Here is a 24,457-nt window from a genome sequence, read left to right on the forward strand (position 1 = left end):
ACTTAAAGTGCTACTAGTTTCAATGGATTTTTAATATAATGGTATAGTATTAGTGTTAGAGCTATTATTAGAAGGTTAAAGATATGTCCACAGGTAGTATACAAACAGATCAATTATTTAAAGGTCTTACAAGACCTGCAATGCTCTTTGGTGTGAGTTATATGTTTGCAATATTAAACGTCCTGATTTGCATGCTAATTTTCATTAATTCAAATGATTTGCGAGTGATTCTCTTAATGTTACCAGGTATACATGGAGTTGGCTATATAGCTTCTGCAAAAGAACCGTTGTTTATTGAATTATTTATGGTAAAATTAGGAAAGTGCTCGAAATGTTTAAATCGTTTTTACCATGGAGCCAATTCTTATGATATTGCTTAATGTTGTGTGATGCTGAGGTTTAGGGCTATTCAATCAAAGAGTAAATCTACTCTGAGCAGGGAAGTTCACGCTGCTGAATTTATTCCTTATTCTTGCTATTGGAATAGCACAACCTTGATGACAAAAGAAAATTGGTTGGTTAAGGTTATAAAATTAAGTGGCTTTGCATTTGAAACCGCCGATGACGAGGATTTAGTAATACAAAATAATATCAGGAATCAGATGCTCAGAAGCATTTCATCTCCGGCATTTAGTTTGTATTTTCATACCATCAGACGTAAAAAAAATATTTTTTCTGATGAATTTGCAAGTCAAGGTTTGCCGAATTTTTTCGCTAATCACGTAAATCTAAAATGGAGAGAAAAACACGCAACAAGGCAATCATTTATTAATGACCTATACATTACGATTATCCGTAGAGCGGACACAAAAGGAGTAGAATTTTTGTCACATCTACTAAAAAAATTCGGACATGTAACTTCAAAACATGCTTGGGAAAGTGATATGCGTGCTACGTATGAAGATTTAGAGGAAACGACAAATCGTGTAGTGACAAGCCTTAGAAACTATTCACCCAAAGTTCTTGCAGTAAAAGAAACTCCCAATGGCCTATTTTGTGAAATAATGGAATTTTTATCCAGAATTGTAAATTGTGGCTTCGTTACAAATACACTTTTTCCGCTGAGGACTGAAATATCAAGGTATTTGCCAGTACACAGATTGTTCTTTGGTCGCAAGATGATACAGGTTGTGACTCACAATGAAAGCAAATATGCTGGAATAGTTAGTATCAAAGAATATGGAAATCATACTTCTGCAGGAATGCTTGATTCGTTTTTACAACTTCCTTACGAGTTTATAATTACGCAATCTTTTCAATTTATAAACAGGCAAATGGCGATTGGAAAAATGCAGATACAGCAAAATCGAATGATACAGTCTGCAGATAAAGCTATTTCTCAAATAGCAGAAATTTCTCAAGCGCTTGATGACGCAATGAGTGGTAAGATTGCATTTGGTCAACATCACCTGACTATTTTATGTATAGAAAAAAGTCCTAAATCATTGGATAACGCTCTGTCGTTGGTAGAATCAGAGCTTTCTAATTGCGGTGTTTACCCTGTCCGTGAGAGAGTTAATCTTGAACCAGCATTTTGGGCGCAAATTCCTGGTAATTTCGATTATATAGTGAGAAAAGCTACAATAAGTAGTCTTAATTTGGCTGGATTTGCATCTCAACATAATTATCCTACTGGTAATAAATTCAATAACCACTGGGGAGATGCCGTTACAGTTTTCGACACGACATCTGGTACTCCATTTTTTTTCAACTTTCATATAAGGGATGTTGGACACACTATGATAATTGGCCCAACTGGTGCTGGTAAAACTGTTTTAATGAATTTCTTATGTGCTCAAGCGATAAAATTTTCTCCAAGGATATTCTTTTTTGACAAAGATCGCGGTGCAGAGATTTTCTTAAGAGCACTTGGTGGTATCTATACTGTAATAGAACCAAGAACTAAAACAAATTTTAATCCTTTGCAACTTGATGACACCTCTGATAATAGAACATTTTTAATGGAGTGGATAAAGTCTTTAATTTCGGTATATAATGATAAATTTACTTCAGAAGATATTGCACGAATTAATGATGCAATTGAAGGAAATTTTAAATTAAGAAAAGAAGACAGGTTCTTGAGAAACCTTGTACCGTTTTTAGGGCTTGCAGGTCCTGATACTCTAGCTGGGGCAATATCTATGTGGCATGATAATGGTTCTCATGCTGCAATATTTGACAATAAAGAAGATTTGCTAGATTTTTCACGAGCAAGAGTATTTGGTTTTGAGATGGCTAGCTTGCTCAAAGATCCTGTTGCCCTTGGACCAGTATTGATTTATTTATTTCATAGGATTAGTATATCTCTTGATGGCACTCCATCTATTATCGTTCTTGATGAGGCATGGGCATTAATAGATAATCCAGTTTTTGCACCCAAGATAAAAGACTGGTTGAAGGTACTGAGAAAACTAAATGCTTTTGTGATTTTTGCTACTCAGAGTGTTGAGGATGCAAGTAAAAGTGCTATTAGCGATACGCTTGTACAACAAACAGCGACACAGATTTTTTTACCAAATCTGAAAGCTACTAGTGTCTATCGGGATGTTTTTATGTTAACTGAACGTGAATATATATTAATTAAGCACACAGATCCAAGCACTAGATTCTTTTTGGTGAAACAAGGAGTTAATGCTGTGGTAGCTAGAATAGACTTAAAAGACCTAGATGATATAATCAACGTATTATCCGGACGTGCAGAAAGTGTTCTCTTGTTACACGATATATTAAATGAAGTTGGGGACAACCCAAAAGTATGGTTGCCTATATTTTATCAGAAGGTAAAAAATGTTTAAGACTAAGCTGTCATTGCTATTAATTGCGATATTTTTACTAAATATAGACTTTTTACTCTCATATCCAGTGCTTGCAAATGGAGTAAGTGGTACTGACAAGACAGAATTTGTTAGTAGATTTAACTCTACTGGCAGCTTTAGCCGTGCCTCTAACCCTGATTGTGGGGCGTTTAAAACAGCTGCAGCACTTGCTGGAATAGCTATTGCTGTTGGTGCAATATTTACTGGCATTGTTTTGATCGTCTCTTCTGCTGGTTTGTTTACTGCTCTTGTTGTCATTGGAATGATAGCTGCAATCGTTGGAGTCTGGAAAGCCGTAGGAGGGCTTGTTGTTTGTGAACATAGTTTTGTTAAACACCCAGTTGCACGTGGTCATGATGGAAAATACAAAAATTTTAAATTAGAAGACACAGGTTATAGTGGCTGTACCAATAAAAATTACCAAACAGAAGATGAATATTTTTCTTGTTTGCAAGATAAAGCTCGGGAAGGCGTGAACAAAAAAGACTATGACGGGAAAAGAGCAGAAAAAGAAGCCTTAAATTCTAACGTTCAGGAGAGTACAGAGAGTTATTACTGGCCAAAAAACGGTGTGCAATACAGTGAATATATAGAAGTATGTCATCGAAACCCCTTAACGTTTGGTAATCTTTTTGGTGATATAAACTTTAATGTCAGGGAGAAAGATACTGGATATGTAGATGGATCATGGTCCCCAAAGGTTGATGGTGAACTGGAATGTAAAGTTCTCAAAGCAGGACAGAGCGAACCCATACATGGAGCTACATTCAAAGCAGTGAGAAAAATGGGCAGATTGTGTGTGGAGTTAGCAAGTGTGAGAATGCTTGGTATCGAAATGACTCCTTGGCCGCAAGGGGTTGATATGGGATGCACAGAATTGCCACCTGATCCACTTGCTCCTATGTGTGAAAAATCTGTGATGAAATTCAAAAATAAAGATGGTACAGGAGAGGAAAAAGTTCCTATTGGTAATAATGATGACTATAAAACTACCATAAGAAATAAGGAAAAAGAAGGAAAAATTTTTGTAGGTTATGACAATGCCGGTTGTTTTAGCTCGTATGTCTCTGAAGCTTGTTATAACCAGGCAGGGAGTAAATCATTAGCTCCTATTCCCGTAACTTCTATGATAGTGCAATGCATTAAGGAATCGTTAGATAATTTAGTTGCAGGTATTGATTCAAGTGGCAGCCCACTTAAGGATCAAAATGGACATAACAAGGGCAGTTTCTTATCTGTAGCACAGAAAAGGCTGAAAAACACCATAACTGCTGTTTTGGTTTTAGCTTTAATACTGTTCTCTATAAAAGCTATGTCTGGTGGAGTTCGCAGCCCACAAGAAATGTACATGTTGATTATTAAATTCGCTTTAGTGATTTACTTCACAACAGGCAGTACCATGTCTCATTATTATGGAGAATTAACTCGTCTCTCAAATGGTTTGTCAGAAATAGTGCTCAAAGCTTCATCTGAAAGTAAAGGTATATGTGATTATGAAGCAAAAGATTATACAGGCACTCCTGCATACAGTTATCTTGCACCTTGGGATAGGCTTGATTGTAGAATTTTATTTTATTTAGGTGCTCCTTTAGATGGAATTGGTGGCAAAATTGGTACTGGAGGTGTTGTAACGTTAGCAGTCTTGCTTGGCGCTGCTCCTGTCTTGTTAGTTGCAGGTTCGATAATCGGTATTATTTTTGCTGGTGGACAGATTTTAGTGGCTCTTGTCTGTATATTTATGGCCATTTTGATGATGATGGTTATTTTGTGGCTGTGCTATGTATTTATTTTATCTCTAGTTGCTTTAAGTGTAATCATCATTTTATCACCTTTGTTCATTCCTATGGTTTTATTTCAACACACCAAAGGATATTTTGATGGCTGGGTAAAAGAATTAATCACCTATAGCTTATACCCGGTTATCCTTTTTGCGTTTTTGTCCTTTATGTTCATAGCATGTGATAAAATCTTTTATAGAGGTCTGAGTTTTGATAAAGAGAAAGTTGAAATATTAGGCAAGAAAACATATTGGTTTAAGTTGAAAGAAGGAGAATGTGCTAGCAATCCAAATACTTTAGCATGCATGCTGCAAAATTACAAATGGGAGAAAAGCATGCTACTTGGTCTGGTTGATTTTGCGTATGTTGAGTTTAGTGACTCTGTGCTTGGAGAGCTAATGAAGTTATGTTTAGTACTATTTCTATTTTATCACTTTTTAAACATTCTTCCTGGCATGGCTGCTGAACTTGCTGGTAACCATAGAGCAGCACTTGGCTCAGGTCATACACCTGGACAAATGGTGGGCAAAGCTTTATCTGCTGCCAAAGCTGCTGCTGGAGGTGTTGGTCAAGCTGCTGCTGCGGCTGTCAAGAAGGCAAGAGGTACTGGTGGAGGAGGTGGAGATAGTGGTAAAGGTTCCAGCGAAAAGATTAACTAAGGTGGCGGTGATGCTAGTTAAGGTAAGTAACAGATGCTTAAACGTTTAAGTAACCAAAACTTGGGTAAGCTATGCATAAGTTTTGTGGTGCTTTTTTTATTGTCTGGATGCGGAGAGGATCACTGTATTAAGCCAGAAAATTTATCAGGTTTGCGTGAAAAACTAGATATAGTGTCAACAGAGCAGAAGTGGGTTGATTCCGGTGTTAATATCTCAGATAGAATAAGAGTAACAGAGATTAATATAGTGCCTAGTAAGGTTAATTTTTGCCCTAAGCAGTATGCAGATTTTGCAATTAGACCTGGGAAAAATTACGGTACGTTGCCATTTGCACTTAAAGCTGAAGATACGATAAGCTTTAGTGTGATTGGAAGTAAAGTGTGTAAAGATAAAGAGAGTGAGACAAAAATCAGGTATGTGAAAATCGACGAAAAGTGTAGCGAGCAAGAAACGGAACATTTTGCACATGTTTTAAATCAAGAGAAATGCCAAGGTGGCAAGGATGGGATATGTCCTAATAAATATATAATAGGCGATGCGCAATGGTTGAGTGGAAGAGAGTACTGGGATTCAGATTTTTCGAAGTTAGATCAAGATGAAAGAAAAAAGGAAATTGAAAATATTATTAACTCTATAAAACAACAAGGAAAAGATATAGACTGCAGCTCGCTTTCAAGCAGTCAGGCAGGGATAGATACATACATTTTAAATCTGGCCTGTGAACGTATATGTAAGTTTTATAATTCTAACACAGGAGCAGAGAATTGCGCTTATGTTGAATATAATACTACAGAACATAAACTATTTACATCTATTACCAACGCTTTAAGTAGTTCTAGCGGTAAGTTTGTTGATGCTGAGGTCATTGGTGATGTTTTAAAGAATACAAAAGTAAACACTGATGTTCCTGTCTTAAGGGTTCATATGAATGGCAAAAGTTTTGAATATGCGCAAAGAGGCGGCACATACACTAATTATGACCACAAGATAAGTAATGGCCATCCAGTACCAAGGTTAACTTTTAGGTTAGGTAATAAAAATGACAAAGGTGGTTTCAACATAAGAGTAGCGAAGAACCACAGTCTGGAGAATAGTTTGTATATAAGCGTCTCTGACAAACTTCCTGAGCATAAGCCTGGTGAAAATCAGGGAGATATATCCGTAGATATTAGCCAAGTTCATGACATCCAATATATGGAAAACTTGAAAGAAAAGTTAAAAGACAAAACAGGCATCATATATTACGGAATAAGAGACCATGGCTGCGATTACAAAAATGAAGGTCAATTTAGTATTAACCTAACAACTAAAGAGCCACCTACAAGAACTTTTAGTGCAATCTATAATTTTTTTGACGAAAAAGTAAAAACTGCATTTTTTGGTTCCAGCTATAAAGACTCCAACGCGATTCACTCTGATACTAGTCCTGTAAAGCATCTTTACGAAAGTTTTGTAAAATCAAGCAAAACAAACACCATTAGATCTACGATAATATCGCTGTTAGTATTATACATAATCTTATATACCCTTTACTACTTTTTTGGATTAACTCATATTTCTATATATGAGTTTCTAATTATATGCGTAAAGATAGGAGTTATTACCCAGCTGCTGCAGGACAACAGTTGGAATTTTTTTTATAACAATGCATTTTCTATTTTTATTAACACCCCAAAACAGTTAATAGAAATAGCAAATTTCAGAGGCACTACTTCAAATGTTTTTGAGTTTCTTGATTTGCCGTTAAATAGATTTCTGTCATCGCATTCAGTATTGTTAATAGTATCTCTTATATTTTCTGGCCCTTTGGGCATTGTATCTTTTTGCTTGGTGATTTGGGGTTTAATCACAGTGAGCTTATCTATTTTTAATGCCTTATTTTCTTTTATTACATCTATAGCAATAGTTGCGCTATTGCTTTCTTTAACACCTATTTTTATTATTTGTCTTTTATTTGCGTATACTAGGCAGATGTTTCACAACTGGGTTAAAAATTTAGCAAGATTTGCGATTCATCCAGTAGTGCTTTTAATTTTTATATCACTGATAAGTCAGGTTATGGATTATATCATATATTCAGTATTTGATTTTGAAGTCTGCTCTACGTGTATACTTAGTATTAACCTAAAGATTTTTAACCCTTGTATCTTCTATGGTTATGCTTCCAAATATACACCTAATATTACCGCTATGATGGCTTTTGTTATTTTGGGACACGCTATGGAAGCTTTAGTTGAAGCTTCTTCGAAAATATCTGACTCGTTGTTTGGTGTTTATGTGCAAAAAGAACCTGGAAAAGAATATCAACAAAGCTTAATGGGAACAGTAGGGTTAGATGAACAAAGCGTTCAAAGAAGAGGAGCAGAAGGCGGAAGAGGAGGAGGTACTTCTCAACAGTCAGGTGCGTCAAGACCTCAAATACCGCAAAGGGCTCAAGGACCTCAAGGACCTAAGATACCAGGGGGCTCATAATGATAAGTAAAAGATCACTATTATTGATACTGTGTCTTGCAATCACTGGTTGTAACATGGATTGTGTCGAACCTGGGTTGCAGAGCAGAAACACTAGTGTTAACGTGGATGTTCCAGTTCATAAAGCAGATGAAGGAGTTAAAATTCATTGGGTTGATTCTGGTCAGATAATTAGCAAGGGTGAGGAAATCAAATTCACCCTCGATGGATCAGTAAATTTTTGCCCTTTTAAAGAAGACAAAAATCCAAGGAAAGTACTTGTGCCAGCTAGCTTTTGTGCTGATGGCTCAGAACCAAATTATAGTAAAGCTGCAAATATTAACGATGTGCCTAATAATTATGGCGTTGATGAAAAAGGCGTAAATGAAAACGAATTGTGCGGCGGTAAAGGATTTGGCAGCAATAGACGTTATGTAGACACTGGAATAAAAGTAAGTCCTGGTGACAGGTTAAGCTTTAGCTTAGTTCCCAGAAAAATAACAATTGATTATGACAATCCAGGAGGGAAAGGTATCAGCTTTGATGACAATTGTTATAGAGCTGAAGAAGGAGGTGAAAAAGTGTCAGCAAGTGAAATATTGAATGTTAGCAAGCAAGAGGGAGAGGAATTTTTTTGTGAGGGCAAGGATGGAAAGAGAAATAAAATAAAATTTTTACCTCTTGATAAAACAAAAGCAAAGGAAAGCAAAGTGCTAGTTGGCAATGGGTACACTCCATATGATAATAAGGTGCATTTCAATCAATATCATATTAAAAACAACGAACCATGGGTATATGGTTCACTGCTCGATTTACGCCGCGCTAAAATAGGATTGAACAAATTATGTGATGGAAAAAGCTGCGATTTTAACGAGGTGAAAAAGTATAGCTCTACTAAAATAGGGTTGGAACGACTATGCAACGGAAAAAATTGCGATTTTAACGAGATAAAAAAGTACAGCTCTTATGAGCTTAACTGTTACTATCAGAATATATGTTACAACAAAAAAGGTATATGGAATGCTACTTTTCCTGAAGAGAAGAATTGCGTCTTTTCTATAAGGTATAGCAAATATGATAAAGGAAATAAATGTGATATGTATTCTCACCTTAAAGAAGTTGAAGATAAGCTTAAGAATATAGAAGAAAATAAAGGGGATCTCAAGCAGATTAACGAAGATATTTCCTGGGCTGAGGCTCTTGTTGCAAAAATTGGTGATCTTGGTGATCAAGATACTGCTAAAGGTGTTCAATGTCTTCCAGAGAAAAAGGGTGCAAAAGAGGATAATGTATGTTCACAAATTAGTGATAATTTTGAACATTTTTCCTTAAAATTAAATCATGACTATCCAATAGGAAGTGTAACACCTGGTAGCAGTGTGATGCTTGCCATTGCAGATTATGGTCACTATGAAGCTAATAGGGGTGGGTACCATGTTAAAGTGACTAGATCATGCGAATTTACTAACGGCAAAAAATTATATATATACCTAGGTAATGAACCACCTAAAAATAAATCTGTTGATACTAATGATTTTAAAAGGGTAAGAAATTTACGTAAAATAAAAGAGGATAATGTAAAATATTATGAAATAGATGGAAGTCATTTAAAAGATAAAGAATCTAAGAAGATATATTTCGGCATCAATGTAAGCAACGTAGAGAGAGATGACATTACAGATAAAAATGGCAAATATTATGAAAATAATAAGTACACAGTAACTTTATTTGTCAAAAGAAAAATTAATGATTTTATTTCATCAAATATAAACAAGATATTTGGTTTTATGAAAAAAGAAGTAATTGGTGACAGCGTTAAAGATTCATACAAAGGATATGCAAGAGGTCTTCTTCAAGGAGTAAGAGCTTTGCTTACTCTATACGTTATATTTACTGTCGTTGGCTATATGCTTGGAACAATACAGCTAAGTAAATTTGATTTCATTGTAAGAATGTTCAAGATAGCATTTATAGCTTTTGCCTTTAGCGATAGAAGCTGGGAACTTTTTGGTACAACTTTATCCAGACTTTTTGTAGATGGTAGCATTTATTTAGTTGATAGCTTTTCTGGCTATGTGGGGGAAGGGGGGGGGAAATTTGCATTCTTAGACTTGACAGCAGGAGTATTATTCACAGCAGAAACTTGGTTGAAGTTTTTATCGTTGATGCTCTCTGGTCCTTTTGGCTTTATTGCATTTTTGGCAATACTCTACGCTACTTTTGCGTTTTTAAAATGCATTATTAGCGCTACGTTTAAATATGTAATATCTACTGTTCTAGTAGCATTTTTACTGTCATTAACACCTTTGTTTATCGTGTTTATTTTATTTCAACAGACTAAATCCTTGTTTGATAACTGGATAAAAACGCTAGCTCACGTTGCAGTACAACCAGTTATTTTATTTTCATCTTTATCTCTTTTAAATCAGTTGATGTATTCAGTTCTATACAATCTCACAAATTTTTCTGCATGCTATCAATGTTTAATTAGCGTAAATTTCTTATCGTATGATCTGTGCTTGATGAAATCAATACTGCCTCTTGGATACAGTCCTGGCACTAATGTTGATGTTGCACTCAGTACCGGGGAAAGGGCTGGTGGGCACTTTGCAGCGTTGCCCATAGATCTGATCCAAGCATTTATGTACTTAATTATTGCTAGTGCAATGGAATCTTTTGTTTCCATATCGGAAGCTATGGCACAAGCACTATTCAGCTCTGGTTGGGGAGTTGCTGGCAGTGTTGGTCAAGTTGCCACAAGCGCATCACAATCTATACTGTCGGCTGTTGGCCTTGATAATGAGACCCAAGGTATGATACAGAACATTAGGCAACAAGTGGGTAAAGATCGGGGAAAAATTGAGGCTAGATTGCCTGACACACCAAAGCAACCAGACAAAAAAGAAGATTCTAAAGGAAGTTCTGATAAAACAACGGGTGATAGACCTAAAACATTAAAACAATCAGATCAGCAAAAAAATCCTGATGAAACAATAAGAAGTGATCCTAGTGATAAAGCTAAAAACAAGGAAGGAAATGGAGAGGGGTAAGATATGAATGATGTTATGGAGTAACTAATTAAAAAGATATTTTAAGTAAAGTTTTAGAAATTTATTTCTGTATTTGGAAAAAGTTTAGATATGCAATCACGCTTAGGCAAATGTTGGTTTAGGGTATTACTTCTTGCAGCTTATGTGCTGATCACAGGTTGTAGTAAGAACGATATGCCTTTTCCAAGGTGCATATCTGCCGATTATTTTGGTCCTGAACCTATTGCAGTAAGCGCTCATTTTTCAAGCGAACACGATGCTTTTATTCCAGAAGATGGAGAAGTTATTGATCCTGAAACTGGAGAATTTAATTATGGTTCCCACCATAACCAGGTGGTGAAGTGGAAAGATACTGGATTAGAAACCGATGGAGATAGCTTAATAGTGCGAGTTAATGGTGCATGGACATCTTGGAGTAATAATAACAAGAAAGAATCTAAAGGCAGTTATGACTTGCAGAGCTTGGAGCAGTTAAAATATGCAACTAAATTTGAAGGCAAGTCAGGTGATAATAGTCTACCTGACTTTCACTTAGTTTGTAATGATTATAAACCTAGCATACAAAAATTTTCAAGTGATCCTAATGCAAGTTGCACTGTGAAGTGTAAGTGCGTTAATGAAGATGATAGCAAAAATGCAGTATCACGTGGTGCTCCATGTTGGTTTACCAATGGTCATGGTGCTTATCTTTTGTTTCAAACGGGGAAAGATGATCCTAACGAAAATCTAAAGTTAATGCGCGATCCTCAATATCCTACTGTACATCTAGGTTATAACTCCACAGCAGAAGGCGACAGTGGATTTTTTACTTTAGAAAGAGATAGCACTAAATTAAAGGACAGGAATTGTGATACGGTGAAATTAAAAAAGGGATGGAAAATATATGTAAAAATATTAGATAGATATTACTTAGATAATGTAGGTGGCTACTCTTTTGAGTTCTTAAGTGGAGTGCAGCAGCCAAGTAGTTTTGGGTTTTTTGATTACATTTATCACTATCTAAAATGTGTATTATTGATTAACGAAAATTGCAAAAAGCATTTTAACGGTGACGATCCTGCAGCTGCACAAGCTATGTTCGAAAATATAGCTGAAAAAAGTACGAGCTTTCACAATTTTGTTCTTTCCTTGCTTGTTCTATTTGTAATGATTTCATCGCTTCTTTATCTTTTTGGCATGATACGAGAAACTAAGCATGATATGCTCATCAGAATGATGAAAATCACTCTAGTAATAGTGCTTATATCTCCTGGAAGTTTTAGATTTTTCTATGATCATTTTCTCGTTTTATTCATCAAAGGCCTTGAACAATTGATAAGCATAATTACTAATTTTGCTCCCAACATGAACAACGGAAGTATTGCTCAAGGAGATGAAGCTAAGTTGTTTAGCTTCATGAAGGACATGTTCAATAAGTTTTTTGCTTATTCTGTTTGGAAAAAGTTTGCAGCGTTTTTACATTACCAAATGTGGGCAAGCCTCCTTATGATACCAGCAATTTTCATAGGAATTGTTTTATATTTTCTGCTATGTTTATATGCTTACATAATATTTCTCTCTGGCTTTATGGGTATAGCTTTTCTTATAGCTATCATGCCATTGTTCCTGATCTCTATTTTATTTTCACCGCTGAAAAGTCTGTTTGAAGGTTGGATAAAATTCTGCATCAGTTTTTGTTTACAATCGATTATGATATTTGCTCTCTTGTCATTACTGGCTTCCATTATAATGAATACCTTTTATAGGCAGTTAGGTTTTACTGTATGCTACAATAAATGGTTCGAGGTAAGGTTATGTGCTCCAAAATGGGTGTTTGGCGGTTTTTGCATCATTGATAAGCAGTACTTTGGTTGGACCCCAGGGCAAATTTTCGTACCTTACACTCTTGGAGAAGCTTCTCCGCTGAACGTAGATAAGAACATAGAAGGTATAGAAAAGATAAGCAGAGAAGGTGGTACAATAAAATTTACTGGCGGTGCTGGATATATCCCGCTTCCACCGGATTACCCTAAAGATAAAAATGGTGAACATATAAAAGGGTTTCGTTATATAGATTATCCTTTCTTTAATCCAATTCCTGGAACTAAAGATAATCCAGCAGACCACTATATTGCGGAAAGTGATATAGTAGTGGATAATAACTGTAGTGCAAAGGATCTAGTACGCTTAACAAATAGTTTATCACATGCAGTAGAAAAATTTGATATCTTATTGCTGATTAATAGTATAGATAGAGAAATAGGTATAGACAGTAAAATAAGAAAATTTTACTGCAGGTCAGTAGATGAAAAATGCAGCAATTATCGTGAGATGATGAATGATTATAGAAATGGTATCATAAGACCAGATCTCAAAAGAGAGATAAGGTCTTTAGTGGAAAAGGTGATTGAAAGTGATAAAAGCTGTAAATTGGAAAATTTCTCTGGCTTAAACAAAGATTATCAAAATAATAGCGATTACCAAAGGGTGCAAGACATACAGAGAGGTTATTTAATCAATGCAGGGGAAATCTTTGTATTATTCCTGCTTTCATTTTTAATGTTCTCTTTACGCGAGTTTGTACAACAAATGGGCTCAAGTATAGCTGGTGGTGGATTCAGCGTTTACAATATATCTAGAATGTATGAAGCATCGCCTTTGGTTGGCATAATGGAAGAATTCAAACAGCAGTGGCAAAATTTTGCTGGTGGAAAACTAGAGTCTTTAGGCAATTGGGCTACTCATTTACCGGATAGATTAGCCGGAGGTACAGCTAATTTATTAGGCAGGATACCAAGAGTTGGAGGAGTGCTGAAATACGCTATTGATGTGCCACGTAAATTTGTAGGTGCTACTATTGAAGCAACGAAGTTTGCAACATCGCCTGAAAATGATGTTGACAAGCTTGAGGAAAAAATTTACAGGGCATTTGGAGTTGATAAAGAAGATATTACACATAGAAGGATTGGTAAATATTTAGATTATTATAAAGGATATGTAGGGTCACATTTGGGCTATACAATAGAAGATGCTATGAAGTTTACTTGGGAGCATGGCGTTGACTCCATAGGAAAACATGGCTATAACCATAACCTACTCTATAGAGCAAAAGAATATAGGAGAGAGTTTTTAGAGAAGCTTCATGATTACACTATCGGTCGCAAAAGGACGCCGGAAAGACATAAAGATGAAGGTGGTAGTGGTCAATCAAGTGCGTCAGATCCAAAACAAGGCGAGGGCCAGCCAAATGAATCAATAAAAAGAGGTGTACCGAATGAGCCAAGAGAAAGAAGCGGGGATGAGGACAACAATGAAGGCTAGTAAAAAAAATTTCAAAGGTCTTGATTATTATAAATTGCAGCAAGACGATAATGGCAATATAGAGTTAAATGACTACGATGACATTTTAAATGCGCGTAGGGTGAGAGTAGATCTACTATTAGATAACACACCGGACAACAATATCGACCTCGCTAGGTTAAATAAAGCTTTGAGTGAGAAATTTGTGGATAATCATAGTTTATTGTCTGAATTTGATAAGGAAGACAAAGAGATTGCACAAGAAAGGCTTAAGGTGTTTAGTATTTTAGAAAGCCTTGAAGACCTTAAAAGCGTGAAAAGTGAAGATCTATTAGAGATTAGTTTATTACTGTCGGATCTTAGCTTCATAGAGAGAAATGTTGTACTAAATACCGATCAGAATTCTGATCTTGCAGAGTTTAAAAGTCTATTTATCGAAAAAAAGGCATCTGGTGAAGAGTATAGTGAAGAAGAATGTAGAGGCTTTCTTGATAATATAGATAAAATCAATACTATAATTAAGTTAGAATTAGAAAACAGAATTGAAGGGATCAATCACGATGAAGGAAATAGTTATGGTGATTTACAAGATGAGATTGGTCAGGCAATTAATGCAGCAGGCAAATCAAAGAAAAACAACTGATTGGTCTTATGTTTGTATTTTTCTTACAAGCGACTCGATAGCTTCTCTCTATTAAACTGCTAAAGCCATATTGACATTAATCATATAGTATTAAATAATTAGTTATTTTGGAGCTTATTTAATATGCTACGCATCATTGCAGGCAAATATCGCGGAAGAAAAATAACTACAGGTAAGCATTTAGCTGCACGGCCAACTATGAGTATTGTTCGAGAAGCAATATTTAGTATACTTTCCTCAAGAAAACCTATTTATAACTTGAATGTACTTGATTTATTCTGCGGAAGTGGCTCTTTTTCATTTGAAGCGCTTTCTCGCGGCGCTAAATATGCATTCATGGTGGATTCAGATTATTACAATTTGCAACTGCCTAAAAAAACAGCAGAAGATTTTGGAATTACGAACAATGTCACGCTAATTTGTTGCAGTGCTAACAAATTGCCACAACCTATTTCAAAGTGCGATGTAGTTTTTATAGACCCACCTTACAATAGCAATCTAGTTGAATCAACGTTGAATGGACTAGCTCACTCAGGCTGGTTAAGTGATGATGCATTGATAATTCTAGAGATTAGGAAAAACGAAGGTTTTGAGTGCAATAAAAATTTTGGTGTAATTTTGGAACGTACTTACGGTATAGCAAGAATAATTTTTCTTTCTTTATTAACTTAAACTTGCATATACTTTTCATTGATGGGTTTCAGTTCTATTTCCGTCAATTTTCCAGAGAAACCACTTTTTCTGTACTTCTCTAGATCAAAATTTTTATTAAATTCAGAGTCTATTAAATATTCACGTGCTTCTTCAATAAATTTATTTTCTTTTTCTTCATACTTTTTTATACTACCGTTATCTTCATGATAAACTAAATGTTCTTTATGATCAGCATGAATATTTTTGCTCTTACACTCCGTGTTTTGAGGATCGTGTTCAAGTACTATATTCCATCTAAACCGTTCAGATGTGGATGAATCTGGAAGTTTACCAACGAGTTGTGCTTCCTGTGGAATTACAGTATCACCTTTTCTACCAACAATCAATACAGGACATTTTGTATTCTCTATAATCTCTCGTGAATTAAATTCCAATCCGCAACGACTAAACCAAAAATTCAAGAATTTTGCAGGAAGCCGTCTCATGAAAAAATTCCCTACCCCATGAGGAAAGTTATTAGTTGCATCCTTAAGTGAGCTATAAGAATTACTGTGAATTAGTGTTAAATGAATGCCCTGATCTTCAAGTCTTTTTAAAACTTCTGCTGCAACTCCTCCTCCAAGAGAATTAGTGTCTAAAATTATATTATCTGGATGTATACCATCCATAAGCAACATATTTACCATTGCCATTCCTGCTTGAACTAACTTTTCACCGTTTGTTAGAAACTTATATAGTGCTAAAACCTTTCCTCTTTTCAAAAAGAATTCAATAATCTCTTCTATATCTTTGTTTTTTTCTGACTCCTGATCATGAGCTTCTGCACTTGTTTCTGATTTTTCGCCTATAAGTTCATTTTTAAAGCATTTTATCCACTCAGGACTGAATTCATTTTCCAAAAAGCTTTTCATTTTATGCATGACAAACCTTTCCTTAACAAAATTAAAAAATACCCATAAGCAAAGTACGACAAAACATATGGTAGCCAAAATTGATAGCACTACCGACGTAAAAGCTAACCCTGTAATTACCTTTTTTGATTTTTGATTCTGGTATGCCAAGTATAACGATACAATAGAAGCAGTGGACAATATAGCAAAACATAACCATAGCGATACTATTCTCCTATTGAATTTTTTTTCTTCAGCTTTTAATTCTTCTCGGAAGAATTTTGGATTAACAATTCTAGAGAAATAGGGATAGTCAAAATAATGCTTAACTAACTTACTTTCTTGCCCGTCAGGTGCATTTTTACCGAGTGCATTAACCTTAATACACCCAAGTACTCCAAAAAAGTTTATCACGTGTTTTGCATTTTCTTCTGGCTTGATATTACCATTGGTGTAATAAATAACTTTCATTTTATTGTTAATAAATATTAAGCTATTTTAACATAAAGATCAAAAAAAAACAAGAGAATATAAATATGAATAACCAGTATGATGAAAAGCTTATAAGAAATTTCCTATGATTCCTTTTAAGCGAGTTTTGAATTTTTGAAATGTCATGACATTGTTGATACGTTTATCAAGAAACGATAAAGTATCCGCAAAATCTTCTGAATAATCATTGATAAAAAAAAGTATCGTACTTAAGTACACTCCAGCTAATATTGCTCTTTTTGTATAGTAGTTAAAATCTGTTGATTGGTCATGAATGCCATACCAAATCGCGCTAATAGTTCTGTATAAAAGTTTACTAGAAAAATATGTATTTTTTGGTGATACGGAGAATGATAAAACATTTTTTAAAAGTTCTCTATAATTCGGTAGCTTAGCGTAGTTTGAAAGGCGTATTTGAATAGCTAACTTTACTCGCTCTCGCACTTTCATATCTTCTAAATTGGAATTTCTTAGTTCAGCCTCCATTGAGCTATTTAAGTTTTCTGCTATGTGTTCCAAAGCGCTATATATTCCATTCTGAAATTTGCAAAAGCTATTAGCTAGATTAAGGTCAGTACACACCTTTAATAGGGTTTCATCGCTTATCCCTTCAAATGGAATAACCCTAATTAGCTTATCTATTATTAACTTTTGTTCCACAGTAGCATTATACTAAACAGCATGTGTGATTGTACCTGAGATTTTCAAACATTCTACAAAATGCTTCGCCGCGTTCTTCAAAATTTTTCCATTGATCAAAAGAAGCACACGCAGGAGAAAGTAATATTGTTACTTCTTCTGCGCTATTTAAGGCCTCTTCAAAAGCCAATCTGAATGCATCTTCTAGGTTGCAACATCTAACATAATCTACTTTATTCTCCATAGTGTTTGCAAAGGCTTCGGTTGATTCCCCAATAAGAAAAGCTTTTCTAATCCTTGTGAAATGCTTGCTTAATGATTCTATTCCACCTTTTTTGCTTCTTCCACCAACGATCCAATTTATGTTTTCATAAGATAAGATCGCCTTTTCGCTCGACTTTGCATTAGTTGCTTTGCTATCGTTCACGAAAAACACATTTCTTATTTTGCCAAGCAGTTCATTCCTATGCCTCAGTCCTGAAAAGGACTTGATTCCATTGATAATAGTGTTGCTATCTACTCCAAGTAGCTTACATACGGCATATGCGGCTGCTATGTTTTCTGCATTGGATATTAGGTTTACTTTCACATCACTTACTGATAAGCTATGATTCTCTAGTTTTAACGAGATCTTCTGGATCCGAGTAGCCAAGCACTGGGATGACAAAAGAAGTGGCTGGAATGACAAAGAGGGTGACACCGGAGCTGATATTGGAATTTTATTCCCAGTGAATTTGTTGAATATATCAGCAGTAATCTCATTGTCACATCCTATCACAGCAACCTTACTACTATTTATCAGCCTTGATTTAACCGCTATGTAATTCTCCATACTTCCATGCCTATCTATGTGATCTGGTGTAATATTGAGCAGTGCTGAAATGTCCACGTTAATTTCATTCATCAACTCCAATTGAAAAGAGGAAAATTCAATTACATAAATTTCTGCATCTCTTTCTAGATCCAAAACAGGAACGCCTAAATTTCCACCAATAGCTACTTTTTTCCCTGCAGATTTTAATATGTGCCCTATTAGTGATGTAGTGGTTGATTTACCATTTGTTCCTGTGATGCCTATTACCTTCTGGTTCGTAGTTTTAGCTTCAAGAAATAGCTCAATGTCTGATTTTATTTTGCAATCAAATCTCCTTGCAAGTTTTACTATCCAATGTGGCTCTGTTGGCACTCCAGGGCTTAAAACCAATGCACTGATCTCATGCCAATTGTATTCCTTGGGATGAATAAAATTACATTTTTTATACATCATTTTTGCATTTGCTATTTGCTCTTCATGATCATCCCATGCATATATTCTTGCACCATTCTTTATTAGAGCGTTAATGGCGGATAAACCAGTTTTACCAAGACCAAAAACCGCGACGTTTTGATTTTTGTATTTGTTTAGTTGCACTGCTAGATAACTTATGCGAACCATTTTATAAAGATATCGTACAAACTACAACAGACTTCTTGCGTAGGTTACAACTGTCATTCAGTAGAAACAAAAAACTTCCTTGACAAACCCCGCCAGTCCCCTTATCATGAGAATGAAGCTATTTATTTATCTTCGCAATCTGTGCAGGTTAATGACAAAAAACTTAGGGTATTTGGCGTCTCATGTTTAATTTTTCGCACTACGTGCATCGCATGTCTTTAAAAATTTCTGGGTTTTTACCTATATAAGCCGAAACGCGCTTACAAAGCGTTTAAGACAGCAAAAAACGTCAAATTGACAAGGGAGAATTTGAATGCTAGCTACTACGGGGTTTCTTTGCCTTTTTTCCTGCTTAGTAAATTTCTTAAACACTTGCGGTGTAGGTTAGTTGCAAGTTAAAAGTAACTAAATCGCTCTTAATCAAGCGTTTTAGAATAAAAAAACGCCGATATTTTAGTACATAGTAAATAGCCAACCACCACGGGGCTTCTTTTGCCTTTTTTTTCGTTTGGTAAATTTCTTAATGTTTGTAGCTAACATGAACAAACATTTGAGAGTAACTTCCGCTAGTAGGGTGTCATCCCAGTGTCACGCACTGGGATGACATTATAAGGGCACTGGGATGACAAGAAGAGGGCACTGCCGTCATAAAGGAACCAGTGTTAGCTACTTGGATGACAGAGAGTAATGCAAGAAAATAATTGGATTTTTTGTAATGCTACGGAGTTCAGTGTTTTCTATAAATTTTCACGTAATTTGTTAGCAAAATTGACAGTTGCTGAAATACTGAGTAAAATACTTATACAATAGTGTTAAGTGAGGAAAAATGGATTTTGCCAAATATATCAAAGATGATACTCTTAGAACTTGTCTTGAAAAGAAATGAGAAAGAGAATATGATGAGATAAGTAAAAAATAGTAGGTAAAAATGTATCCAAGTGATATAAGTGACAAAGAATGGGAAATTTTGGAGCCAAGTGTTGCACAAGGTGCAGTAGGACGGCCAAGAAAACACAATATTAGAACAATTATTAATGCAATAAGATACATAATGAAAGGTGGTTGCCAGTGGAGAATGCTGCCAAAAGATTTTCCGCCATGGAAAACGGTGTATGATTATTTTCTCAGGTGGCGTAATAGTGGCAAATTGGAAGAAATACACGATATGTTAGTAAAAAAGGTAAGAAAAATGGTTGGCAAAAATGAAATACCTTCGGTAGGAATAATTAATCAGTGAAAACCACTCAAAAAGGGGATCCAGAGGATATGATGCTGGCAAGAAAATAAAGGGTAGAAAACGCCACATCATTGTGGATACAATAGGCCTAATTATTACAGCTGATGTTCATAGTGCAGGCATTCAAGATCGTGATGGTGCTCTAAATCTTTTTACTCAAGCTAAACGAAAAGCTCCAACGCTACAAAGGTTTTTTGCTGATCAGGGATATATTGGTAAATTGCAAAATTACTGTTTATTGAAAACAGGATACGATTACTAAAAAAGCAGCTGATGCTGTAGGATTTCAAGTTATTCCTAAACGGTGGATTGTTGAAAGAACTTTTGCTTGGCTTTCCAATTTTAGACGTATGAGCAAGGATTATTCCTCTTACTTCAAAAACTAATATCTCCTTTAATATGATTACTATTATGCTTGCTAAATTAGCTGCTTAGCTCCTTTCAAGACAGGTTCTAAAGCTGCAACTTGACTTGCTATTGTATTTTCTTGTGCTTGTTTCCCCGAAGAAACTCTTGCATATAAACTCACTGTTACCATTTGATCCTCCTTGAATCCCATTTTTATGTTTTAAATTTTTTTGGCTTACTTGCTTTGACACGGCTTTTTCATAAGTATCTAACAAATACTTTTCTGCCAACCGGTTAGTTTCATAGCTACAGCTAATCCGTATAGCTAATCTCTTATTTCCCATGAACTTTCCTTGAAATAATATGTTCATATCATTCATTGAAACTGATGGTTAATTGATTGTTGGCACTATAAATAAATGGCACTCTTGTCTTTGGACACAGAAGTTTTCGAGAAATGCTTTTCTCTAATTTTATGTTTTTTGCAACGTTGTTGGCGGAGTAGTTTCGCCACTATTAAGCAACATATACCTAAATGAGGTAGACAAAATGCTAGAGAAGGCAAAAGAGGTGACTGGAGAAGGGAAATATCAACGTATAGAATACGCCAGATGGGCAGATGACATAGTAATACTAATAGACGGGCGCTAGAGATGGGAATAGCTCGAGAAGTTGGTGTACAAAAGGTTACAAGAAGAATTAGCAAAACTAGAAGTAAGAGTAAATGAAGAAAAGACAAAAGTAATCCATCTAAAGAAGGGAGAAACGTTCAACTTTTTAGGATTTGATTTTCGAGAGAGAATCACAAAACAAGGAAAGTGGAGTGTACAAAGAACACCAATGATGAAAGCTCGAACAAATTTGCTTCAGAGACTGAAGATACCGTCTTGCAAGTCAACAAAAAAATTACAAAAATTGTTCAAGCTGTATCATAAAATCAAAAAATACTTCCAATTCACATTTTGTGTAACGTTACACAGATTATAGTTAGTGAATATGTTGATAAGTAAATTTCCGCTTTTTTGTACGTATAAAATTAATTTACTTATCAACATATTCACTAACCAACTACAAAATTTGTGTAAGATACTATTTCACATAAGATGTGATTGGAGCATTTTTTGATTTTAAAGCACTAAACTTTCAGCCAAACTCCTAGCTCTGTAGTTTTTGATATGATCTGGATCAAAAGCCTTTTTTGACCTTAAAACACCAAAAACAATATGGAGTAACTTACGCATTGCAGCTCCCACAATGGCCATGTTATGCTTGCCTTTCTCTTTTAACCTTTCGCAAAAAGTCATAATAATAGGATTATGATTCTTAGCTACTATAGCAGGAAAGTACATTGCCTTACATAATGTTCGTGAACCAGATTTACTTAATCTGGGCTTGGCATGTACAGATGTACCTGACGTTATATTTTGTGGTATAGTTCCTGCATATGCTGCCAATTGTCTGGCATTTATAAAAGCTTTTATATCAGGAATTTCAGCTAAAATAGCTATTGCTGATTCCTCTCCTATTCCTGGAATAGTTAATAGAAGTTGAAAATCCTCCAACAAATATTTGTGTTGTTTTAATAGTTCACGTATGGAATTTTTTATTGTTTCTATTGATTGTTCTATGTTAATTGCTAAGTTTTCCCAAACATTTACAACTTCTTCAGGCAGTCTCTCTTTCTTTTCTAAATGATTATTTACTAATGTCAATTCATCTTTTAATGCAACTGAGCAGCGATAAAGCTGTTTTAATTGTTTCTTTTCATGAGAAGGTGGTGTCCAACGAGAAGGTTCCTGTCTTTGACAATAATCTGCAATAATCTCTGCATCAGTCTGGTCATTCTTCTGTCGTGCAAGCTTACTTTTTGCATAAAACCTTATGCAAGCTGGATTTACAACACTAACAAAATGTCCAGCGTTGTGGAGGAATTCAGCTAAAGCTTCACTATAACAACCAGTAGCTTCCATGCAGGCTTTTACTTCTTCTAGGTTATGTTTTTGTAGAAAGTTCATCAGACCTTGAAACCCAGTATCATCGTTTTTAAAATTCCTTTTCCTACTTTCACGTTTTCCTTTTTTGCTTATGAATGAGAGAGAAACATCAAAGCGTTCTTTTGAAACATCTATACCTAAAAAGTTGTTGATCATATATAACCCCATATGTTACCATTTTAAATGAAAAGTAAGGCTAACCTTGTGAATACAGAATTAGAACCATTTAGGTTTTTCTAAGATACCGTCCAGCCTTTACTTTTGAGAAGGGAACTCTTATCTTCAGTACAGATTTTATATCTAAGGAGGAGAACAGAGTTCTTCCCTTCTCCACCTAACGCTTAAGCTTAAAACATTAGATGCTTTTTTCAAGATACAAGGAGGTATTTCGAAGACATAAATCGCAACCAATAAGGAAAATGATAAAAATCATCAATCCAATATTGAGAGGGTGGATAAACTACTTTAGGATTGGGAACTCAAATCGAAGCTTTAACTACGTAAAATACTGGGTAAACAAGAAAATAAGACGCAACTTAATGAAATCCAGAAAAATGCGAAAAGGATTTGGCTGGAAGAGGTGGAGTATGGAATGGATAGGTAAGCTTGGTCTGTATTCGGACTATAGAATAAGATATTACGTTCCGAAAGCCTTGCCAGCACAATATGTTATAGACTTTGGTAAAGAATCTACTAGGAAAGCGTAGTGCGGATGCTGCGTTTGACGAGGCGGGAGCTGGAAACGTAAATATGGGAATTTTGGATTGAGGTCCAGGATGAAAATAATGGATCAGCCACCAAGCCCTAAAAGAAGCGCGCCAGTTCTCGATCCTACATCATAGAAAATACTGTCATAAAAGGAAGTTTTCTTGTTCGTGTGAAACTCAACACAATGGATTCTCTGAAAAGTTTTCGAGTATATTATATTTTTAATTTGTAGAATAAGATTTTTTCCTTTTTGCATGTTTCACCTAAAAAGGACACATTTTAGACTTCTTTGTTGAAATAAAACAGAAACAAAAGTGCTGTTTATTGCAGCTTTTGGGTAATTTAATGGTAAAAATTTTAGAGAGAAGTTTTATACACAATCACTGATATTTTTCCTTAAGTTGACGCCATTGGCTGAACGGATACCTGCAATCAACTTGCAAGGTATTTTTAAGTAACATTAAAGATTCATTATACATTCTTTTCATGAATTCCACTGCTTCCTTGGTAAATCTAAAGTCCAGACCTTGTTTTGTTATATTTATCGAGTCTTCATTCAATAATTGACACATTGTCTCTATACTACAATTATCAACCCCTATATTACCCAAGACTATGGCTTTTACGAACGATGAGCCTTTTAGCTTCCTCTTTCTTTTTATGAATCCTGTTGTAGCTGAGATTTTATCTGCTTTTTCATTAAAAAATTCTTTGAGCTTTTTTGAGATGCAAACTATTCTTTTCATTGTATAAGTTCTCCATTTTGTTTGTTAAATTTAGGAGAACTTATATCTTCTTTTTCTTTTCTTTACACCAAATTTATTACCACAGTCCCTTAACTTGACGCGTATGGTTTATTTAACACTCCCTAACCGACAGCTCATGCTCGACTTGTCACTCAAACTAGACACTTATGCAGCTGTGCATAGAATGACAGAAGAGACTTGCGTTAGATATTGTTTATTTACTTTCGATCTTTTCTATCAATTTTTTAACTAAGCCTCTTAGCTTTTTACTGGATTCATCAAGCTCTTGAATCTGCGAGCTATGCTCTTTCATTAGTTCCTTATAGTTACCTCTTATGTAGTCAATCATTTCCTTCATCTGAGCAATCATCTTGTTAACATCCATACTACCCAAATCAGGCACCATGCCAGGCATAGCCCCTTCTAACATACCGCCAGCCATAAGCTGCTGGGACATTTGCATAAATGGTTTTAAAGTCTGATTAAGCAATTCAGGATCCTTGGCTAATTTTTCTATTTGCTCTTTGCAAGTATCCATATACTGCTTCATAAATTCATCTTCTTGTCCTTTGTCTATCATAATATGTCTACCTAAAAATAAGTATTCTTTATTATATATCGTTTTTAAATTAAAAACA

Annotated in this window: 16 protein-coding genes and 3 pseudogenes; 12 read left to right on the top strand and 7 right to left on the bottom strand. The window is 35.1% G+C overall.

The features are described 5' to 3' along the window. Positions 1 to 83 precede the first annotated feature (83 nt). From ABWU58_RS00465 to rsmD, 8 genes are all read left to right on the top strand, one after another. Positions 84 to 380: a type IV secretion system protein VirB3 gene (locus ABWU58_RS00465; protein ID WP_353283256.1), complete on the top strand. Its 297-nt coding sequence runs from the start codon at positions 84 to 86 to the stop codon at positions 378 to 380. A gap of 9 nt (positions 381 to 389) precedes the next feature. Beyond that, positions 390 to 2,795 (top strand): VirB4 family type IV secretion/conjugal transfer ATPase, encoded by a 2,406-nt coding sequence (locus ABWU58_RS00470; protein ID WP_353283257.1) that lies wholly within the window; start codon positions 390 to 392, stop codon positions 2,793 to 2,795. Continuing rightward, positions 2,788 to 5,253, top strand: coding sequence for a type IV secretion system protein (locus tag ABWU58_RS00475; RefSeq protein ID WP_353283258.1), 2,466 nt, complete (start codon positions 2,788 to 2,790; stop codon positions 5,251 to 5,253). Before ABWU58_RS00470 ends, ABWU58_RS00475 begins: the two co-directional genes overlap by 8 nt. 33 nt (positions 5,254 to 5,286) lie before the next feature. Then, the gene (locus ABWU58_RS00480; RefSeq protein ID WP_353283259.1) at positions 5,287 to 7,725 is read left to right on the top strand and encodes a type IV secretion system protein; all 2,439 of its coding nucleotides are present in this window, start codon (positions 5,287 to 5,289) and stop codon (positions 7,723 to 7,725) included. After that, positions 7,725 to 10,754, top strand: a complete 3,030-nt coding sequence (locus tag ABWU58_RS00485) for a type IV secretion system protein (RefSeq protein ID WP_353283260.1) — start codon at positions 7,725 to 7,727, stop codon at positions 10,752 to 10,754. The genes ABWU58_RS00480 and ABWU58_RS00485 overlap by 1 nt, the downstream gene beginning before the upstream one ends. A 90-nt stretch (positions 10,755 to 10,844) precedes the next feature. Then, a complete protein-coding gene (locus ABWU58_RS00490) occupies positions 10,845 to 14,054 on the top strand; it encodes a type IV secretion system protein (RefSeq protein WP_353283261.1) in 3,210 nt (1,069 codons plus the stop codon). Further along, complete coding sequence (locus tag ABWU58_RS00495) at positions 14,044 to 14,676, top strand: hypothetical protein (protein WP_353283262.1); 633 nt, start codon at positions 14,044 to 14,046, stop codon at positions 14,674 to 14,676. Before ABWU58_RS00490 ends, ABWU58_RS00495 begins: the two co-directional genes overlap by 11 nt. A gap of 123 nt (positions 14,677 to 14,799) precedes the next feature. After that, entirely contained in the window at positions 14,800 to 15,348 is a 549-nt protein-coding gene (gene rsmD, locus ABWU58_RS00500; RefSeq protein WP_353283263.1) for a 16S rRNA (guanine(966)-N(2))-methyltransferase RsmD, read from the top strand. Here rsmD and ABWU58_RS00505 read toward each other — a convergent pair. From ABWU58_RS00505 to murD, 3 genes are all read right to left on the bottom strand, one after another. Continuing rightward, positions 15,345 to 16,691, bottom strand: coding sequence for a hypothetical protein (locus ABWU58_RS00505; protein ID WP_353283264.1), 1,347 nt, complete (start codon positions 16,689 to 16,691; stop codon positions 15,345 to 15,347). The genes rsmD and ABWU58_RS00505 overlap by 4 nt on opposite strands. 90 nt (positions 16,692 to 16,781) lie before the next feature. Continuing rightward, the gene (locus ABWU58_RS00510; protein ID WP_353283265.1) at positions 16,782 to 17,372 is read right to left on the bottom strand and encodes a COQ9 family protein; all 591 of its coding nucleotides are present in this window, start codon (positions 17,370 to 17,372) and stop codon (positions 16,782 to 16,784) included. 7 nt (positions 17,373 to 17,379) lie between these two features. Beyond that, complete coding sequence (gene murD / locus ABWU58_RS00515; RefSeq protein ID WP_353283266.1) at positions 17,380 to 18,786, bottom strand: UDP-N-acetylmuramoyl-L-alanine--D-glutamate ligase; 1,407 nt, start codon at positions 18,784 to 18,786, stop codon at positions 17,380 to 17,382. A gap of 928 nt (positions 18,787 to 19,714) precedes the next feature. Here murD and ABWU58_RS00520 point away from each other — a divergent pair. The 3 genes and pseudogenes from ABWU58_RS00520 to ABWU58_RS00530 all read left to right on the top strand — a co-directional run bounded on the left by ABWU58_RS00520 (position 19,715) and on the right by ABWU58_RS00530 (position 21,358). Continuing rightward, a pseudogene (locus tag ABWU58_RS00520) lies at positions 19,715 to 20,458 on the top strand (IS5 family transposase). A 462-nt stretch (positions 20,459 to 20,920) separates the two neighbouring features. Further along, the gene (locus tag ABWU58_RS00525) at positions 20,921 to 21,022 is read left to right on the top strand and encodes a hypothetical protein (protein ID WP_353283267.1); all 102 of its coding nucleotides are present in this window, start codon (positions 20,921 to 20,923) and stop codon (positions 21,020 to 21,022) included. A 24-nt stretch (positions 21,023 to 21,046) separates the two neighbouring features. After that, a complete protein-coding gene (locus tag ABWU58_RS00530; protein ID WP_353283268.1) occupies positions 21,047 to 21,358 on the top strand; it encodes a hypothetical protein in 312 nt (103 codons plus the stop codon). 140 nt (positions 21,359 to 21,498) lie between these two features. Here ABWU58_RS00530 and ABWU58_RS00535 read toward each other — a convergent pair whose 3' ends face one another. After that, positions 21,499 to 22,521, bottom strand: coding sequence for an IS110 family transposase (locus tag ABWU58_RS00535; RefSeq protein ID WP_353282736.1), 1,023 nt, complete (start codon positions 22,519 to 22,521; stop codon positions 21,499 to 21,501). A gap of 203 nt (positions 22,522 to 22,724) precedes the next feature. Between ABWU58_RS00535 and ABWU58_RS00540 the strand changes: the two genes are divergently transcribed. Next, positions 22,725 to 23,072 carry a group II intron maturase-specific domain-containing protein gene (locus ABWU58_RS00540; RefSeq protein ID WP_353283269.1) on the top strand — a complete coding sequence of 116 codons (348 nt, stop codon included), beginning with the start codon at positions 22,725 to 22,727 and terminating at the stop codon, positions 23,070 to 23,072. Positions 23,073 to 23,199: 127 nt separating this feature from the next. Here ABWU58_RS00540 and ABWU58_RS00545 read toward each other — a convergent pair. From ABWU58_RS00545 to ABWU58_RS00555, 3 genes and pseudogenes are all read right to left on the bottom strand, one after another. After that, positions 23,200 to 23,329, bottom strand: a pseudogene (locus tag ABWU58_RS00545) (IS4 family transposase); the annotation flags it as partial. A gap of 169 nt (positions 23,330 to 23,498) precedes the next feature. Beyond that, positions 23,499 to 23,819, bottom strand: a pseudogene (locus ABWU58_RS00550) (IS4 family transposase); the annotation flags it as partial. A 214-nt stretch (positions 23,820 to 24,033) separates the two neighbouring features. Then, on the bottom strand, positions 24,034 to 24,399 hold the full coding sequence (locus ABWU58_RS00555; protein WP_096641498.1) for a hypothetical protein: 366 nt from the start codon (positions 24,397 to 24,399) through the stop codon (positions 24,034 to 24,036). Positions 24,400 to 24,457: the final 58 nt, after the last annotated feature.

This window comes from Wolbachia endosymbiont (group A) of Pogonocherus hispidulus (assembly GCF_964028195.1).
GTDB lineage: Bacteria > Pseudomonadota > Alphaproteobacteria > Rickettsiales > Anaplasmataceae > Wolbachia.